This is a genomic window from Gordonia hydrophobica NBRC 16057 (assembly GCF_001592365.1).
GTDB lineage: Bacteria > Actinomycetota > Actinomycetes > Mycobacteriales > Mycobacteriaceae > Gordonia > Gordonia hydrophobica.
Map to the genome: position 1 here is coordinate 34,896 of NZ_BCWU01000005.1, position 17,279 is coordinate 52,174.

Annotated in this window: 14 protein-coding genes; 8 read left to right on the plus strand and 6 right to left on the minus strand. The window is 67.7% G+C overall.

Features of this window, described 5'->3' with window-relative positions; all coding sequences use genetic code 11:
* Positions 1-4: 4 nt before the first annotated feature.
* Together GH2_RS09845 and GH2_RS09850 are read right to left on the minus strand one after the other, a co-directional pair.
* Positions 5-589 (minus strand): hypothetical protein, encoded by a 585-nt coding sequence (locus tag GH2_RS09845; RefSeq protein WP_066166744.1) that lies wholly within the window; start codon positions 587-589, stop codon positions 5-7.
* Positions 590-1,052: 463 nt separating this feature from the next.
* Positions 1,053-1,268, minus strand: coding sequence for a hypothetical protein (locus GH2_RS09850; RefSeq protein WP_066166746.1), 216 nt, complete (start codon positions 1,266-1,268; stop codon positions 1,053-1,055).
* Here GH2_RS09850 and GH2_RS09855 point away from each other — a divergent pair.
* From GH2_RS09855 to GH2_RS09880, 6 genes are all read left to right on the plus strand, one after another.
* The gene (locus GH2_RS09855) at positions 1,246-1,803 is read left to right on the plus strand and encodes a hypothetical protein (protein WP_066166749.1); all 558 of its coding nucleotides are present in this window, start codon (positions 1,246-1,248) and stop codon (positions 1,801-1,803) included. The genes GH2_RS09850 and GH2_RS09855 overlap by 23 nt on opposite strands.
* A gap of 145 nt (positions 1,804-1,948) precedes the next feature.
* Positions 1,949-4,714 carry an IMCp domain-containing protein gene (locus GH2_RS09860; RefSeq protein WP_066166752.1) on the plus strand — a complete coding sequence of 922 codons (2,766 nt, stop codon included), beginning with the start codon at positions 1,949-1,951 and terminating at the stop codon, positions 4,712-4,714.
* A 66-nt stretch (positions 4,715-4,780) separates the two neighbouring features.
* Positions 4,781-5,944 (plus strand): zinc-binding dehydrogenase, encoded by a 1,164-nt coding sequence (locus GH2_RS09865; protein ID WP_066166755.1) that lies wholly within the window; start codon positions 4,781-4,783, stop codon positions 5,942-5,944.
* Positions 5,945-6,148: 204 nt separating this feature from the next.
* On the plus strand, positions 6,149-6,703 hold the full coding sequence (locus tag GH2_RS09870; RefSeq protein WP_066167314.1) for a YceI family protein: 555 nt from the start codon (positions 6,149-6,151) through the stop codon (positions 6,701-6,703).
* A gap of 99 nt (positions 6,704-6,802) precedes the next feature.
* Positions 6,803-8,512, plus strand: coding sequence for an adenylate/guanylate cyclase domain-containing protein (locus GH2_RS09875; RefSeq protein WP_244885353.1), 1,710 nt, complete (start codon positions 6,803-6,805; stop codon positions 8,510-8,512).
* Between the two features lie 2 nt (positions 8,513-8,514).
* Positions 8,515-9,390, plus strand: a complete 876-nt coding sequence (locus GH2_RS09880) for an oxidoreductase (RefSeq protein ID WP_066167317.1) — start codon at positions 8,515-8,517, stop codon at positions 9,388-9,390.
* Positions 9,391-9,397: 7 nt separating this feature from the next.
* On the opposite strand, the gene GH2_RS09885 is transcribed toward GH2_RS09880, so the two are convergent.
* Positions 9,398-10,036, minus strand: a complete 639-nt coding sequence (locus tag GH2_RS09885) for an alpha-ketoglutarate-dependent dioxygenase AlkB (RefSeq protein WP_066166760.1) — start codon at positions 10,034-10,036, stop codon at positions 9,398-9,400.
* A gap of 137 nt (positions 10,037-10,173) precedes the next feature.
* Here GH2_RS09885 and GH2_RS09890 point away from each other — a divergent pair, with 137 nt between their 5' ends.
* Both GH2_RS09890 and GH2_RS09895 read left to right on the plus strand, forming a co-directional pair.
* Entirely contained in the window at positions 10,174-11,226 is a 1,053-nt protein-coding gene (locus tag GH2_RS09890; protein WP_239588761.1) for a DNA polymerase III subunit beta family protein, read from the plus strand.
* Positions 11,227-11,309: 83 nt separating this feature from the next.
* Positions 11,310-11,822, plus strand: a complete 513-nt coding sequence (locus GH2_RS09895; protein ID WP_066166766.1) for a hypothetical protein — start codon at positions 11,310-11,312, stop codon at positions 11,820-11,822.
* 96 nt (positions 11,823-11,918) lie between these two features.
* Here GH2_RS09895 and GH2_RS09900 read toward each other — a convergent pair whose 3' ends face one another.
* The 3 genes from GH2_RS09900 to GH2_RS09910 form a co-directional block, all read right to left on the minus strand.
* Entirely contained in the window at positions 11,919-13,082 is a 1,164-nt protein-coding gene (locus GH2_RS09900) for a pyridoxal phosphate-dependent aminotransferase (protein WP_066166771.1), read from the minus strand.
* 125 nt (positions 13,083-13,207) lie between these two features.
* Positions 13,208-14,860: a DNA repair helicase XPB gene (locus tag GH2_RS09905; protein WP_066166774.1), complete on the minus strand. Its 1,653-nt coding sequence runs from the start codon at positions 14,858-14,860 to the stop codon at positions 13,208-13,210.
* 50 nt (positions 14,861-14,910) lie between these two features.
* On the minus strand, positions 14,911-17,247 hold the full coding sequence (locus GH2_RS09910) for a helicase-associated domain-containing protein (protein ID WP_066166776.1): 2,337 nt from the start codon (positions 17,245-17,247) through the stop codon (positions 14,911-14,913).
* Between the last annotated feature and the right edge of the window lie 32 nt (positions 17,248-17,279).

A 17,279-nucleotide genomic window follows, 5' to 3' on the forward strand; every position in this document is an offset into this window, starting at 1 on the left:
TCCGTTAGACACTGGGACGGGTGAGGTCGGTCGCCGACAACGCGTACCGACGGCCGAGATCGGTGTTCTGCGGCGCCGGCTTCGCAGCGGCCGGGGTCAGGACGAGTTCGAAAGCGGGTTCCGGGCCGTCGTCCCGTGCCAGCCAGCCGGCGAGCACATCGACGCGATACCAGCCGTTCTCGATGGCGATCCGCGGTCGCTCGGACTGGCGGTACCGCTCGAGCAGAGCGCCGACGGTGCTCTCGGTGAACTCCCCGAGGATGTGCCAGGTGAACAATTCGAGCGACCCGTGTTCGACGTGCAGTGCATAGGCGTCGCCGCGATGCACCAGGTGCGACGTCGGTGCCAGGAGTTCCGGCTCGTCCGGCGCAGTCACGAACGCGACGGTGTACGGGAGGTTCTCGACGCCGGGGATCGGTAGGAGTGCGCCCGCCTCGACGGCCCGATCAGCCGACTCCGTCATGGTGAACTCGGTGGCGAGGTCCGCCGGGAGGCCTTTTTGTACGGAGAAGTCCAGGAGCGCTCGGATGTCGGCGAGCAAGAAGTAGTCGATCAGATCGTTCAAGACCTCGGTGAACTCGTGACGCATGCGCTGCGTACTCCTCTGCATTCGACAGTGCCCGTCGGCTGGCCTGCCCGGATGCTATCGAGCGGATGGTGGTGCCGGGCGCGGGCGGAGCGAACAGGGCGTGACGTCTTCGTGAACGGTGACGGGACTGCGGCGTCCGGCGTCGACCATCCTCGGCGCGCCCGGCTACCGTCGAGAGATGCCGAAGGCCCTGACGATCGCCGCCGTGGTCTGGTGCGTCCTCGGGGCATGGCTGGCCGTCTGGGTATGGGAACAGCTCGTGCGCACGGATCAACGGCACGGCGTCCTGCTCCCGGTTGACGGCGGCGGGCAGGTCGCACCGCTGTTCATCGCCATCGCGTGGGGATTGGCAGGCGGGGTGTTCGGGGTGCTCTCCCGCACGCGGAGACACGCTGCGGCACTGGATCTCTCGTCGGCGCTGACTGCGAGCGGGAGAGCGATGGAGATTCGCCGGACGGGAGTCTCACAGTGGGTCACCGACGACGAGTCCGTCCCGCTCGAGTACGTCCTCGTGCGCGTCGACGCTGCCGACGGTGAACCGTTCGTCGGCGCACTCGTCGTCCGCGAGGGCGCCGTCGGCGTGGGTGACAGAGTCTCGGTGCGCTACCTTTCCGACGACCCGGACCTGCTGTACGCCGCGGGCGGGCCGCGCTGCGATGATCGGCGCGATTGCGGACACGACCATCTGGCTGCTCGACGTGCCGGTCGACAACGGCCCTGTCTTCCTCGTCCTCGCCGTCGTCGGCGGGCTCGGGACGGCGGCGATCCATTCGGCCACCCGCCGGGTGCGTACCCGTCGACTGCCCGGATCCATCATCACGAACACGACCCTGGTGGACGGGGCACGACCACTGTTGGAGTCCGCGCGCGCCCGCGAGCAGTTGCCCCGCGCCACGCCGCCGGCCCCGCGGCGCCTCAACCTGCCTCGGATGCTCACCGGCGCCATGCTCGTCGTGCTGGTGTTCGCAGGCGTTCTGGGGATCCTCGGTACTGCCCGCGTCCCCGTCACCGACGCGTACATCCGCGCGCACGGTGCGCAAGCCTCGGCGAGCGTCGACGACGGGTGGGTCACATTCACCGCCGCGAACGGACGCGCGTACACACTGCGACTCTCCGCGGGCTCCACCGACCTCGCGCTGGACGCGGGCGCCGTCGCGGTTCGGTACCTGGCCAGGCACCCGCAGGCGTACGTCATCACCGGCGAGGCCCCGTAACCCGTCGGACCGGACATCAAACGGCTGGGGCTGTTGGTTGGCGTGAGGCGGTTGGTTCGGCCGCGTAACCTAAGAGTTCAGTTAGATGTTCTCGCCGCACTATGCAAGGGTTTTCGGTGAGGATGTTGCAGGACGAGGAGGGCCGATGGCCGACGACGGGACGACGCAGGAAAACGAACCGGCGCTGAACGTTGTGGACAACGTCGTCGATCGTGATTACACGGTCGAGCGGCTGGTGGAGAATCCGGTCGAGACGGTGATCGACAAGCCGGTGACGCTGGAGCGCATCGTCGAGAGACTGGTGGTCAACACCGTCGACACCATCATCGATAAGCCGGCCACGGTGTCGCGACTGGTCGAGAAGCCGGTTGTCACGGTGGTCGACGACATCGTCGACAAACCGGTGAGCGTGAAGCGCACCGTGGAGCGTCCCGTGGTGAGCATCGACGACGAGATCGCCGACAAACCCGTCAACATCCGCCGCCGCGTCGAGAAGCCCGTCGTCACCGTGGTCGACGACATCGTCGAGCGAACGGTCGACGTGCCGCGCATGGTCGAGGACGTCGCCGTCACCTTCATCGACGACTTCGTGGAGAAGCCGGTCGAGTTGCCGCGGATCGTGGAGAAGCCGGTCGTCACGGTGGTCGACGAGATCGTGGAGAAGCCGGTCGAGTTGACGCGCCGGGTGGAGGCGCCGATCGTCACGGTGACCGACCGGATCGTGGAGAAACCGGTCGACATCTCGCGCCTGGTGGAGAAGCCGTCGGTGACGGTGGTGGACGAGACGGTCGACAAGCCTGTCGAGATCAGCCGGGTGGTGGAGAAGCCGTCGGTGACGGTCGTCGACGAGATCGTCGAGAAGCCCGTCGAGGTGCCGCGGGTGGTGGAGAAGCCGATCGTCACCGTCCACGACGAGATCGTCGACAAAGAGATCGAGATCCAGCGGCTCGTCGAGAAGCCCGTCGTCACCATCCTCGACGAGATCGTCGACAAGCCCATCGAGATCCAGCGACTGGTCGAGAAACTGCTCGTCACCGTGGTCGACGAGATCGTCGAACGGCCGACCGAAGTCGCCCGCATGGTCGAGAAACTGCTCGTCGAGATCACCGACGACGTGGTGGAGAAACCGGTCAGCATCGAACGCATGGTGGAGAAGCCCATTGTCACGATCGTCGACAAGGTGGTGGAGATCCCCGTCGAATCGGTCGTCGAGAAGGTGGTGGAGAAGCCGGTCGAGAAGATCGTCGAGGTGATCCGCGAAGTTCCCGTCGAGAAGATCGTCGAGAAACAGGTCGAGGTCCCCGTCGAGAAGATCGTCTACCGCCCTGTCGAGAAGGTGGTCGAGAAGGTTGTCGACGCCGACGAGGACTCGGCGGTCGAGAGCGTCGTCGAGAAACAGATCGAGGTCCCGGTCGAGAAGATCGTCTACAAGACGGTCGAGAAGGTCGTGGAGAAGGAGGTCGAACTCGTCGTCGAGAAGGCCACCATCAAGGAGGTCCCGGTCGAGCGCGAGGTGGTGGTCGAGCAGATCGTCGACAAGCCCATCGAGAAGCCGGTCGACCACGTCATCGAGCGCGTCGTCGAAGTCCCCAACGTCGTCGAGAAGGTGATCGAGAAGCCTGTCGACCGCGAGGTGGAACGTGTCGTCGAGATCCCCGACATCACCGAGAAGCTCGTCGAGAAGAACGCCGAGCACGTCGTCGAACGCGTCGTCGAGAAGCCGAACGTCGTCGAGAAGATCGTCGAGAACCCGGTCGAGCACGTCGTCGAACGCGTTGTCGAGAAGCCGGAGTTGATCGAGGAGATCGTCGAGACGCCGGTCGAGCACACCGTTCAGCGGGTGGTCGAGGTGCCGAACGTCGTCGAAGAGGTTGTTGAGAAGAGCGTCGACCACGTCGTCGAGAAGCTCGTCGAGGTGCCGAACGTGATCGAGCAGGTGGTGGAGAAGGCCGTCGATCGCGTGGTGGAGAAGGTCGTCGAGGTGCCGAACGTGATCGAGCAGGTGGTGGAGACGACCGTCGACCACACCGTGCAGCGCCTCGTCGAGAAGCCGAACGTGATCGAGGAGATCGTCGAGACGCCGGTCGATCGTGTCGTCGAGAAGATGCTCGAGGTGCCGAACGTCATCGAGAAGGTGGTCGAGAAGTCGGTCGACCGCGAGGTGGAGCGCACCGTCGAGGTGCCGAACATCGTCGACAAGGTGGTCGAGAAGCCGGTCGACCGGATCGTCGAGCGGGTCATCGAACGCCCGAACGTGGTCGAGAAGGTCATCGAACAGCCCGTCGACCGGATCGTGGAGCGCATCGTCGAGGTGCCGAACGTGATCGAGAAGGTCGTCGACCAGCCGGTCGAGCATGTCGTCGACAAGATCGTCGAACGTCCCGAGATCATCGAGAACGTGGTGGAACAAGAGGTCCGCCGCGAGTTCGACAAGAACGTGCAGACGCCCGTCCTCGTCGAGAACGTCATCGAGAAGCGCGTCGACCACGTGGTGGAGCGGATCGTCGAGAAGCCGATCGAGCACATCATCGAGAAGGTGGTCGAGAGGCCGGTCTACGTCGAGGTCGAGAAGATCGTCGAGAAGCCGATCGAGCAGATCGTCGTCGTCGAGAAACCGGTGATCGTGCGCCGCGTGGTCGAGAAGGAAGTCGAGCGGTACATCGACGAGGAGCCCGCGCAGCGGCGCGAGGTGACTCACGAGCAGCCTGTGGTGGAGCCGTCGGCCGAGAGTCGGCCGCAGTTCGTGCCGGTCGACGACGCCGACACCGGGCGCCACTCGTGGGTTGACAAGCTCACCGGCGAGCATCCGAGCGATGGTTTCGCCGGGGCCGACTCCGAGGAGACGCGGGCACGCCCGCGCGTGGATCCGACGTATCAGGTGCGCCGGGCGCGCCACCGCAGTGAGGACTGACATCGCTCTCCTGACTTCTGAGTAGGGTTCAGCTCCCAAGGCAGGACCGTCCCCTACAGTGGACCCATGAAAGCTGTGGTGTGTCACGAAGGTTCGCTCGACGTCGAGGAAATGGCCGTTCCCGAGCCCGGACCGGGTCATGTACTGCTCAAAGTCCTGCGTGCGGGGATCTGCGGGTCGGACCTGCACGCGCGGGTGCACGGCGACGTCGCCGCCGACATCGGAGAGCAGGTCGGGTACGACAACTTCATGCGGCCGTCGCAGCGCGTGGTGATGGGCCACGAGTTCGTCGGTGAAGTGGTCTCGTACGGCCCCAAGTGCCGCAAGCGGTGGAAGCCGGGGCAGGCGATCGTCGCGCTGCCGCTCATCCGGCACGACGGCGAGGTGGAGATGGTCGGTCTCTCCGCGCACGCTCCGGGCGCGTACGCTGAGTACCTGCTGGTGCAGGAAGACCTCGCCATGCCGGTGCCCGACGGCGTCTCTCCCGACCTCGCGGCGCTCACCGAACCGCTGGCCGTCGCCCACCACGCCGTTCGACGCAGCGACGTCGGCAAGCGCGACGTCGCGGTGGTCGTCGGCTGCGGGCCGATCGGCCTCGCGGTGATCCTGATGCTGAAGGCCATCGGAGTGAAGACCGTGGTGGCCAGTGATCTGTCGGAGATGCGGCGGAACCTCGCGCGCGAGTGCGGCGCCGACATCGTCGTCGATCCGTCCGCCGACAGTCCTTGGGACGTCGCGCCCGCGCAGAAGAAGTACTTCACCCGCGTCGGAGATCTGTTCTCCGTCGCGTTCGACTCGATGCACACACTCCAGTTCGTGCCCGGAGTGCCGTGGTGGTCGCTGATGGGCGTCGCCGACAAACTGTCGCTGACTCCGACGGGCCCGGTGGTCTTCGAATGCGTCGGTGTTCCGGGCATCATCGACGACCTCGTGACCGGCGCGCCCTTCCGGTCGCGCGTGGTGGTGGTCGGTGTCTGCATGGAGCCCGACACCTTCGCGCCCGCGATGGCGAGCAACAAGGAGATCGACCTTCGGTTCGTGTTCGGCTACGACCCTGCAGAATTCCGCAACACCCTGCACATGATCGCGCGTGGGAAGGTTCGTCCCGAACCGCTGCTCACCGGGACCGTCGGGCTCGGTGGAACCGCGGCGGCGTTCGAGGCGCTCGGATCGGCGCAGCACCACGCGAAGGTCCTCATCGACCCGCAGAGCGACGTCGTCGACGTGTAGTCTCCGGCGTCGACGAGCACCGGGAGTCGATCACCGACGGTGTCGATGGGGCCGGTCGGCGGACGGCGGAGCTCGAGATCGACTGTGAATCGAATCACATCGGGAAGCAAACGGACCGCGGTCCGGTTATTCTTCCTGTGTGGCGCTGAACGCGCCGACGAACTCCACAAGCGCACTACCGACCGACCCCACAAGGAGATCATCATGACTGCAGCAACCCTCGTCCCCACCGACCTGACCGCGGGCACCTGGACCATCGACTCGGCACACTCGACCGTCGGCTTCTCGGTCCGCCACCTGATGGTCTCGAAGGTCCGCGGCTCGTTCGACGCCTTCTCGGGCACCGTCACGATCGCCGAGGACGGCACCCCGTCCGTGCAGGCCGAGATCGACGTGACCTCGATCAACACCCGCAACGAGCAGCGTGACGGCCACATCAAGTCGGCCGACTTCTTCGACGCGGAGAAGTTCCCGACCGCCACCTTCGTCTCCACCGGCGTCGTCGCCAAGGGCGGCGACTACGAGCTCGTCGGCGACTTCACCCTCAAGGGCGTCACCAAGCCGGTCACCCTGAAGCTGGAGTACAACGGCGTGAACCCGGGCATGGGCCATGGCGCCGTCGCGGGCTTCGAGGCCAGCACCGTCATCAACCGCAAGGACTTCGGCATCGACATCGAGATGCCGCTGGAGACCGGCGGCAGCGTCGTCGGCGACAAGATCACCATCACCCTGGAGATCGAAGCCCTTCAGGCTGCCTGATACGCGAACGTATAACCACAATCACCTCCCGGTCGTTGGGTAATCTCAGTGAGATTGCATTCGGCCGGGAGGTGACTTGTTTTGCGTGACAATGCGCGCGTGGAACTGCACCGATTCGCCGATTGGGTGGACCGGCGGCTGAAGGTCGCCTACTTCGGCGGCCGATTGGTCGACGGCGGCAGCGAACGGCTGGCCACCGAGTGGCAGGCGATGGACGTGCCCACCCGGCGCGGCATCGTCGCCCGCGCACTGCTGTTGGGTGGGACCATCGTCGGCGGCGCGAAGGTCCTCATCAGCGTCGAGACCTTCATTGCGGTGCTGCTGGCCTTCAGTGGTGGCGACCTCACGCTCCATGCGGGCGACGGCGACCCCGGCATGCTGGCGATCATCGTGTCGACGGCCATCGGCCTGGTGGTCAGCATTGCGATCTCCCTGCTGTTCTTGCGGCCACAGGTGGATTGGTTCGTCAGCGGCGGCGTCGCCGACGACGAACGGCGCCGCAAGATCCAAGTGATCCCGATGCGGGTGTCGCAGGCCGACCTGGTCGGCTGGCTCGCCGCGTACGTGGTCTACGTGATTCTCTCCGGTGCGCCGCAGACCTTCCTGATCGCCATGCTGGTGGCGTTCTGCTTCGCCGCGATCACGTCGGCGTGCCTGAACTACATGTTCATCGAGAGCGCGGTCCGGCCGCTGGTGGTTCTCGCGCTCGGCGGACGCGCCATGAAGTACGTGATGCACGGTGTCCGTGAGCGCATGCTCGTGATCTGGGTGGTCTCGTCCGCGGTACCGATGATCGGGATGTTGTCGATCGTGAGTGGGCGCGCCCTGGGGATGGTCCCGTTGGTCGGCGAACGGTTCGACTGGGCCATCGCCTTCCTCGCCGCCATCGCATTGGCGTCCGGCGGTCGCGTGATCGGGTTGGTCGCCCGGGTGATCCGTGACCCGCTCATCGAGATGACCGACGTCGTCAAGACCGCATCCGAGGGCGACCTGACCGGTCGAGTCGCCGTGTACGACTCCTCGGAGATCGGCGTCCTCCAGGCCGGGGTGAACAGTATGCTCGACGGCCTCGAAGAACGCGAGCGGATGCGCGAGATCTTCTCACGCCACGTCGGCGTGGGAGTCGCCGATCTGGCCTTGGAACACGGAGGCGAGCGGATCGGCGCCAACAGCGACGTCGCCGTCATCTTCGTCGACATCACCGGTTCCACGTCGTTCGCCGCCAGCCGTGACCCGCGGGAGACCGCGGTCGTCCTGAACGCCTTCTTCTCGATCGTTGCCGACGTGGTCGAGGACCACGGCGGCTTCATCAATAAGTTCGAGGGTGATGCGGCGCTGATGATCTTCGGTGCCCCCGAACCGCTGGAGAACGCTCCGCAGGCGGCGCTCGCCGCCGCGCGGGCGCTCGGTGAAGCGCTGGGCGAGTCGTTGCCGTTGGAATGGGGCATGGGCGTCTCGTACGGCCGGGTCTTCGCGGGCAACATCGGCGCGCAGACACGCTACGAGTACACGGTCATCGGGGACCCGGTCAATGAGAGCGCGCGGCTGTCGGATCGGGCGAAGGAGGGGCACTCGCCGATTCTGGCGAGCGGCCGCATCATTGAGGCGGCGGGTACCGAGGAGGCCGCCCGATGGCGTCGCATCGACCGCACCACGCTGCGCGGGCGTCCGGACTCGACCGAGATCTTTGCGCCACGCGAACTCCTCGTCCCCGCGGAACCGCCGTCGCTCGGTAGTGTGCTCTCTGACCTGGTGAAGTTCGGCAGGCCACGAGAGCGGACACATCGGTCCGAACCGAAGGAGCAATGACGATGCACGGATGGTCGACCGATGCAATCCCCGACCAGAGCGGGCGCCGGTACGTGATCACCGGCGCCAACGGCGGACTCGGAGCCGAGATGGCGACCGCGCTGGCACGCCGGGGTGCGTCGGTAACGCTCGCCTGTCGGAACCTCGACAAGGCCGCGATCGTCGCCGATCGCATCGGTTCCGCGGCGACCGTCGCGCATCTGGACCTGGCCGACCTCTCGTCGGTGCGGGAGTTCGCGGACACCGTCGACGCGGTCGACGTCCTCATCGATAACGCCGGTGTGATGGCGCTGCCGCTGCGACGCACGGCTGACGGGTTCGAGATGCAGATGGGCACCAATCATCTCGGCCACTTCGCTCTCACCGGGCTGCTGTTGCCGAAGCTCACCGATCGGGTGGTGACGTTGTCGTCGCTCGCCCACCTGGGTGGGAGCATTCGCGCCGACGATCTCAACTGGGAGCGGCGTCGCTACAACCGGTGGGTGGCCTATGGTGATTCGAAGCTCGCGAACCTGGTCTTCGCGCAGGAGTTGGCGCGTCGGTTCACCGCGGCGGGCTCCGGTCTGCGGTCGGTGGTGGCGCACCCCGGCTACGCGGCGACCGGCCTGATGGGGCAGTCCGAGACGGCGATGGACTACCTGATGAAGGCGGGCGAGTTGCTGCGCGTGGGGCAACCGGCTGACCAAGGGGCGCTGCCCGCGCTGTACGCCGCGACGCAGGACGTTGCGAACGGCAGTTACTGGGGACCGCGGCTGGTCTTGCGCGGAGGTCCGTCACGGGCGCGCTATCGGTCGATCGTCGACGATCAGTCCGTTCGCGACAAACTCTGGGCGGCATCGGAGAAACTCACCGGGGTGACCGTCCAAGCCGTGGAGTGACGGTACGTCATCGCACGCCGTGGGGACGGAACTGGATGCTGATCCGCGGGCCCGCGCCCGGCGATTTCGGCACCGCGTGATCCCAGGTCCGTTGGCAACTGCCGCCCATCACCAGGAGATCGCCTGAGCCGAGGACGAACTTGCGCGACCGGCCGCCGCCGCGCGGCCTGAGCAGCAGCGTGCGGGGCGACCCCAGGGAGACGATGGCGACCAGCGTGTCGTGGTCACGTCCCCGGCCGATCCGGTCGCCGTGCCATGCGACGCTGTCCGTGCCGTCGCGGTAGAGCGCCAGTCCGGAGGTCGCGAACCCGTCGGGGAGGTCGCGGCGATAGTGCCGGCTCAGCGCGTCGCGCGCCCGGCCGATCATCGGGTGGGGGAGCGGTGCCTGCTCGTCGTAGAAGGAGAGCAGTCGCGGGACGTCGAGCATGCGCTCGTACATCTGCCTGCGCTCGGCCTGCCACGGCACGTCGCTGCACAGGGAGTCGAAGAGCGACAGCGAGCCGGTGATCCAGCCGGGGCGGACATCGACCCACGCACCGTCGGTCAATTCGTGTCGCAGCCCGCCGACCTCGAGCGGGGCCAGCCGGACGACGGCCGTGCGCTCGTCGGAGTCGTCGAACAGTGAGGCCTGCACTCCGGTGCTCATGTGTTGAGTCTAACGCGGCATCGAACATATGTTCTTGTCGTGCCGTCGTGCCGTCGTGCCGTCGTGCTGGCCTTTTGTCGACGGTCAGAGTCCGGGGTTGACCTTCGAGTTGGTCGAGGCCTCACTATGTTCGGGTGATGGATCCTGAGTTGATGTCGATCGGCCCGTTCGCCAAGCGCGTCGGACTGACGGCGAGCGCGTTGCGGTTCTATGACGATGCGGGTCTCCTTCGTCCCGAACAGATCGACCCACGGACCAACTACCGTTTCTACAGCGAGTCTCAGGTGGCGCGCGCCTCGCAGTTGCGGGGGTTACGCGAGATCGGGATGCCGCTGTCGATGATCGGTGACTTCTTCGACGCCACCCCGACAGAGGCTGGGGAGCTCATCGACGAGCAGGTGGCCAAGGTCGCCGCAGACGCCGGTGCGGTCCAGCACGCCGCGGCAATGCTCAAGGCGTCGCTGGTGGACGAGGTCGGTCTTCGCCTCGGTGTTCTGCCGGGCCCGGTCCTTGCGGCTGCTGTCGACCAGGTCTTGGCGACCACCGTCGACGAACCAGAGTTCCCGGTGCTGGCAGGGGTCCGGTTGGAATCAGATCCTGACGCGATCACGCTCACCGCCACCGACCGCTACCGCCTCGCGACCCGGACGTTGGTACCGACCCGGGCGTCGGCTGTTTCGTGGGCCGGGACGGTGGCCGGGGACGACCTCGTCGCCACGATGTCGCGCCTTCGGAGGAGTCCTACCGTGACGATGACGGCAGCTGAGCACGCCGTGGCCTTTGGCTTGGCCGACGGCACCACCGTCCACTGCCGACTCCTGACCGCGGCATTTCCGGACTACAAGTCGCTGATCGCCTCGCTTGCGGAGGTGACCCACCGAGTGACGATCCCGGCGCAACAGTTCCTCAAGGCGCTCGAGCAAGCACCCTCAAGGATCGGACTGCGGATCTCGGACGGCCAACCGAGCCTCGTATTGCCCGAGGCCGTCGTGGCCCTCGACGGTGCCTCGGCGGGGGCCGACCTCACCGTGTGGTTCGAGCTGACCACGTTGTATCCCGCGGTGAGCCATGCCCTCGGTGTCGAGGTGATGCTCGATCTGCGTGGTCCTGATCAGCCGGCCACCGTCCGCTCGGCCGACGACGGCGACCTGACCGCGCTCGTCATGCCGTGCCGAGCCGATCCGTCCTGACGAAGGGACCTGAAACGCCTGATCCGCCGCAGCATCGACGACCTCGTTCGCATACCTGACACGGCAAGGATTGCACCGAACTCATGACCGAAACTTGCGCGACACCTGACCCGACCATGGAAGCGATCGGCGACGCCGTACTCCGGGGACGCGGAGGAGATCCCGAACCTGCTCGGCGCGACCTGCTGGCGCTCTGGCGCCAGATCGGAATCACCGGCGATCCGTTCCACCGCTGCACGCTCGCTCACTACCTGGCTGATCTCTACGAGGAACCGGCAGAGGCCCTCATCTGGGACGTGCGCGCACTCGATGCTGCTGCCGCCCTCACCGACCAACGCGCCCGGCACCACCACGCCGGCCTCACGGTGGCCGGCTTCTATCCGAGCCTCTATCTCAACATCGCCGACAACCTCCGCCGGTTGGGCGCGTTCGACGCTGCCATCGAGCACCTCGACAATGCCCAGGAGCACATCTCGGCGTTGTCCGACGACGCCTACGGCATCATGATCCGTACGGCGATCGACGAGGTTCGCGAGGCCGTCGACGACCGCGACAGGTCCCGCCGGAAGTCCGCTCCCGGTACGACCGGTGGCTGAGCCGCCGGCGGCGAACCTCCAGCGACACCACGACGGTCTCGATGAGCTGCGTGCTCGCTCCGCTCGCAGGCAGCACTCGACCAACGCGGGGCGGGGTCACCCCTCGGTGAGCGTCCGCAGGCGCGCCGCCGCCTCGGCGATCACCTCGTCGCGCTTGCAGAATGCGAATCGGACGAGATGCTGCCAGGTGGCGGTGTCGTCGACGAAGGCGCTGACGGGGACGGCGGCGACGCCGATGGTGGCGGGGAGCTCGCGGCAGAACGCCGCGCCGTCGGTGAAGCCGAGCGGACGCGGATCGGCGCAGACGAAGTAGCCTGCCTCGCTGCGATGCACCCCGAAACCCGCCGACCGCAGGGCGTCGGACAGGACGGTGCGCTTGCGTTCCAGATCGCGGGCATTGTCGCGGGCCCACGCCATCTCGGTGCGGAGAGCGTGCGCGACGGCGGGCTGGAACGGACCGCTGCCGACATACGAGAGGAACTGTTTGGCCGCGCGCGCGGCGGCGACGAGCTCGGCGGGACCGGTCACCCAGCCGACCTTCCAGCCGGTGCAGTTGAACGTCTTGGCCGCGCTGGAGATCCGGAGCGTACGCTCGGCCATTCCCGGAAGCGTCGCGATCGGCTGCTGGGTGCGACCGTCGAACAAAAGGTGCTCGTACACTTCGTCAGTGATCACCACGACGTCGTGCTCGGTGGCCAGTCGCGCGATCTCGACGAGGTCGTCGTCGCCGAGCACCGTCCCGGTCGGATTGTGCGGCGAGTTCACCAGCACCGCAGCGGTGTTCGGGCCGAACGCGGCGGACAACGCGTCGCGGTCGAGGACGAAGCCGTCGCCGTCGGACACCAGCGGCACCGTCTTGCGGACGCCTCCCGCGAGTGCGACGCACGCGGCGTACGAGTCGTAGTACGGCTCGATCATCACCACTTCGCGCCCGGGTTCGACCAAGCCGAGCAGCGCGCCGGAGATGGCCTCGGTGGCGCCGACGGTCACCAGGACCTGGGAGTCGGGATCGAGGTCGATTCCGTATTGTTCGCGCTCGTGGTCGGCGATCGCGTGCCGCAGGGCGGGAACGCCGATCCCGGGCGGGTACTGATTGTCGCCGCCGTTGATGGCGCCGACCGCCGCCTGAAGCATCGACGCCGGTCCGTCGGTGTCCGGGAAGCCCTGACCGAGGTTGATCGCGTCGTGCTGCACCGCGAGTGCCGACATCTCCGCGAAGATGGTGGACGTGAACGGGCGCATGCGAGCGACGAGGGGCATGCCTTCAGCGTGACACAGTGGGCGACGTCGGATCGCCACTCCCCGCGCTGCTCGTCGCGGTAGTGTCGTCTCAACGGACTACAGCTCTCGCCGCCGGAGGGGTGCGGCCAGCGCCGCGTAGGACGTCAGGGCAGTTCCGGTCCCACGATGTCGTCAGCGTCGACGATGCGGTAGGCGTAGCCCTGCTCGGCGAGGAAGCGCTGGCGATGCGCGGCGTAGTCGGCGTCGAGACTGTCGCGGGAGACCACCGAGTAGAAGTGCGCCTGACCGCCGTCGGCCTTCGGACGCAGCAGTCGGCCCAGGCGCTGGGCCTCCTCCTGCCGTGAGCCGAACGTGCCCGAGACCTGCACGGCCACGGAGGCTTCGGGCAGATCGATGGAGAAGTTGGCGACCTTGGACACCACGAGCGTCTGCAACTCGCCGCGTCGGAACGCGTCGAACAGCTTCTCGCGCTCAGCGTTGCGCGTGGATCCCTGAATGACCGGCGCATCGAGCTCGCGACCGAGCTCCTCGAGCTGGTCGATGTACGCGCCGATGATGAGGGTCTGCGAGTCCTGGTGGCGGTCCAGAATCGAGCGGACCACGCGCACCTTGGAATGCGCCGTCGCGCACAGTTTGTACTTCAGTTCGGCTTCGGCGACCGCGTACTGCAGTCGTTCCTCGTCGGTCATCGTCACGCGGACCTCGATGCACTCGGCGGGAGCGATCCAGCCCTGCGCCTCGATGTCCTTCCACGGGGCGTCGTACCGTTTGGGGCCGATGAGGCTGAAGACGTCGCCCTCGCGGCCGTCCTCGCGCACCAGCGTCGCGGTGAGGCCGAGACGACGCCGCGACTGCAGATCTGCCGTCATCCGGAAGACCGGCGCGGGCAGCAGGTGCACCTCGTCGTAGATGATCAGGCCCCAGTCGCGAGAATCGAACAGGTCCAGGTTCTTGTACTCGCCCTTCGATTTACGCGTCATCACCTGGTAGGTCGCGATGGTGACCGGACGGATCTCTTTGCGTTCGCCCGAGTACTCGCCGATCTCGTCCTCGGTCAGCGAGGTGCGGGCGATCAACTCCCGCTTCCACTGCCTGCCCGCGACGGTATTGGTGACCAGGATCAGCGTCGTCGCCGCGGCCTTCGCCATCGCCGCAGCACCGACCATCGTCTTGCCTGCGCCGCACGGCAGGACGACGACGCCGGAGCCTCCCGCCCAGAACGAGTCGGCCGCGAGCTCCTGGTAGTCGCGCAACTGCCAGTCGTCCTGCTCCAGGGCGATCGGATGGGCTTCGCCGTCCACATACCCGGCCAGATCCTCGGCGGGCCACCCGACCTTCAGCAGAATCTGCTTGAGGCGGCCGCGTTCGGACGGATGCACGACCACCGTGTCGTCGTCGATGCGCGTACCCAGCATCGGCGCGACCTTCTTGTTCCGCAGGATCTCTTCGAGCACGGCGCGATCCAGGCTCACCAGGGTCAGCCCGTGCGCGGGATTCTTGGTCAACTGGAGCCGACCGAAGCGGCCCATGGTGTCGACGACGTCTACCAGCAACGGCTGCGGCACCGGGAAGCGGGAGTGGGTGACGAGGGCGTCGACCACCTGTTCGGCGTCGTGGCCCGCGGCGCGCGCGTTCCAGAGGGCGAGCGGCGTCACGCGGTAGGTGTGCACGTGCTCGGGCGCGCGTTCGAGTTCGGCGAACGGCGCGATGGCCGCGCGGGCGGCGGCCGCCCCCGGGTGGTCCACCTCCAACAGCAGTGTCTTGTCCGATTGCACGATGAGCGGTCCGTCAGTCACCCATCCATTGTCCAGGTCGGACGCGTCGTGGGCCAGTCACCCCGGCCCGGTCACAGCACTTCGACGCGGGTGACGCGATGCAACGGGAAGTGCAGATCGGTCTCGCCGCCGTCTTCGTCCGCCACCAGTTGCCCGGCCGTGAGCGATCGCGCGTGCACGACGTGCCTGCTGGCCGCACCCTGGGCGTCCACGTACCCGATGCGCAGGCGTCGACCGGTTCGGAGCGCCAATTGGATGAGTGCAGACACGGTTTCGCCCGCGGCGCCCGACGCCGTCGCGGACACCGGGCCCGCCGCGCGATCGGCGGTCCGCATGCGCGAGACCACCGCGTGTGCCTGGCCGGGGCCGATGCCGCCGCGCCGCGGGCCGGCTGTGGTCGAGTGCGACCGCGCGGCGACGCGGACGCCGCGGCTGCGCAAGTCGATCAACGCGCCGGTGGAGTCTTCGCCCGCCGGCGCGAAGCCTGCGTCCTGCAGCCGCTCCACCACCTCGCGGAACGGCGCCGCCGAGACCGCGACCGTCGGCGCCAGGGCTCGCAGCGCCAACTCGGCCGCCGCATCGCTGCGCAGCACTTCGGCCAGCGTCGCGGTGTCGTCGCAGCGGATGAACGATGCGGCCATGCCGATCCGGAGCCGCCCGTGGCGGCGGGCCACGTCGTCGATCAGGTAGGTCAGCGACTGCGGCACCGGGGTGCGGGAGTGCTCGGCCAGGAACGCGCCGATCTCGGTGCTGCTGCGGCCGGTGTCGAGGGCTCGTCGAATGCTGTCGTCGGTGATCCGGTACATCGATGCGGCGCCCCCGGACTCGAGGTCGGCCAACAGTCGCAGATGATCGGCGGTGTCGGACTGCAGGGGACCGGGAACCATCACGGTGAGGTCGGCCTGCACGAGGAAGTAGTCGATGAGCTCGGGGAGCGAGGACTCCATCGCCTCCAGAACACCCGCGGGCGTCTCGTCGTCGAGGGGCGCTGACAGCAGGGCGCGGCCCGCCGTGGTCAACGAACCGTGCGCGACGAGGCCCAGCTCGGTCGCCTCGCGCAGCGTCTGGGTCACGACGTGCCGGGTCATCCTGCGCAGTTGTCGCGGGTGTCGCCAGCCGAGGTCGGCGACCAGCGCGTCGACGCTGACCGGGTGCGCGGGCTCGGCGTCGAGCAGCGGTGTCAGGACGGCGCGACGCCCGGTGGCCGCCGTCGCGTCGTAGAGCTCGGACGACAGTGCGGCGAGCGTGTTGCCGTCGCGATCGGTGTCGCCGATCTGCCAGGGTCGGCGCGGCAGATGCAACCAGGCGTGCGCCATGCCCAGCCAACGGCGTTCGGTGGGGTGATGCGCCCAGGCGTCCACCGCCGTGGTGGGCGCGAAGACCTCGTCGGCGGTGTAATCCAGATCGGCGAGGTCGGGGACGCCGCCGTCGACCAGTCGTTGCCGGGCCAGCAGTTCCACCAGCAGACCGACGCGGGTGACGGACAATGCGGTGGTCTTCGCGAGCCGACGCAACTCTCGGATGCCGAGGCCGCCGGAGCGGAGCAGCGCGGCGGGCGCAGTCCCGAGCGCCTCGATGAGATCGCCGGCATGACGGAGCAGCTCGAGTGCCTCGCCGGCACCTGCGGCGTCGACGGTGGCGGCGTCGAAGCGCCCGGGTCCCTCCGCGTCGGTCAGCGACGGCACGCGCAGCGAGGCGGTCTGCAGCGGCGGCTGCTCGCGGAGGAGCTGGGCCACCTGCGGCGGCAGTTCGACGGTCTGCTCGTCGACGCGTGCCAGCAGACCGAGCGCGATGAGCGACGGCACCGGCGCCGACGGATCGGCGTCCGGTGCGGCGTCGCGGCTGCGACCGAGGGCGGGCCCCTGCGCGAGCGTGGCGAGGAGCTCGCGAGGACGATCGCCCGCGTCGGCGATCCGTGCGGCGATCTGGTCGGGGGTCAGCTGCGCCACGGGGCCGAGCAGGTGGTGTGCGCGCCAGGGCAGTGCGGAGGGCAGGTGGGCGCCTCCGAGCCAATGCGTGTGCTTGCCGCGCTTGAGCGGTCCGGTGCCCCACAGCAGACCGGCCTCGACCAGTGCGTCGAGGCGGGCGTCGACGTCGGACCGAAGCGCCCGCTTGCCGAGCCGAGCGACCACGTCGTCGCGGCTGACGGGACCGAGGAGCTCCTTGCGCTCACCGATCTCGGCGGCCGCGTCGAGGAAGGCCTCGAGGACGGCGACAGACAGGAGGTCGAGCTTCTCGCCCGCCAGCGAGAGGGATGCCGCCGACAGCGCCCGGCCGGCAAGGACTCCGGTGCCGCGAGGGGGAGGAGACGCGAGGTCGGGCCGGGTGATCAGCAGGTCCGCGAGGGCGTCGTCAGACCGCGTGCTCAAGTCGTCGGCCAGCCCGCGCAGCGGCAGGTCTGGGCTCATTCGGCCAACTTTACCGCTGGCGAACCGGACAT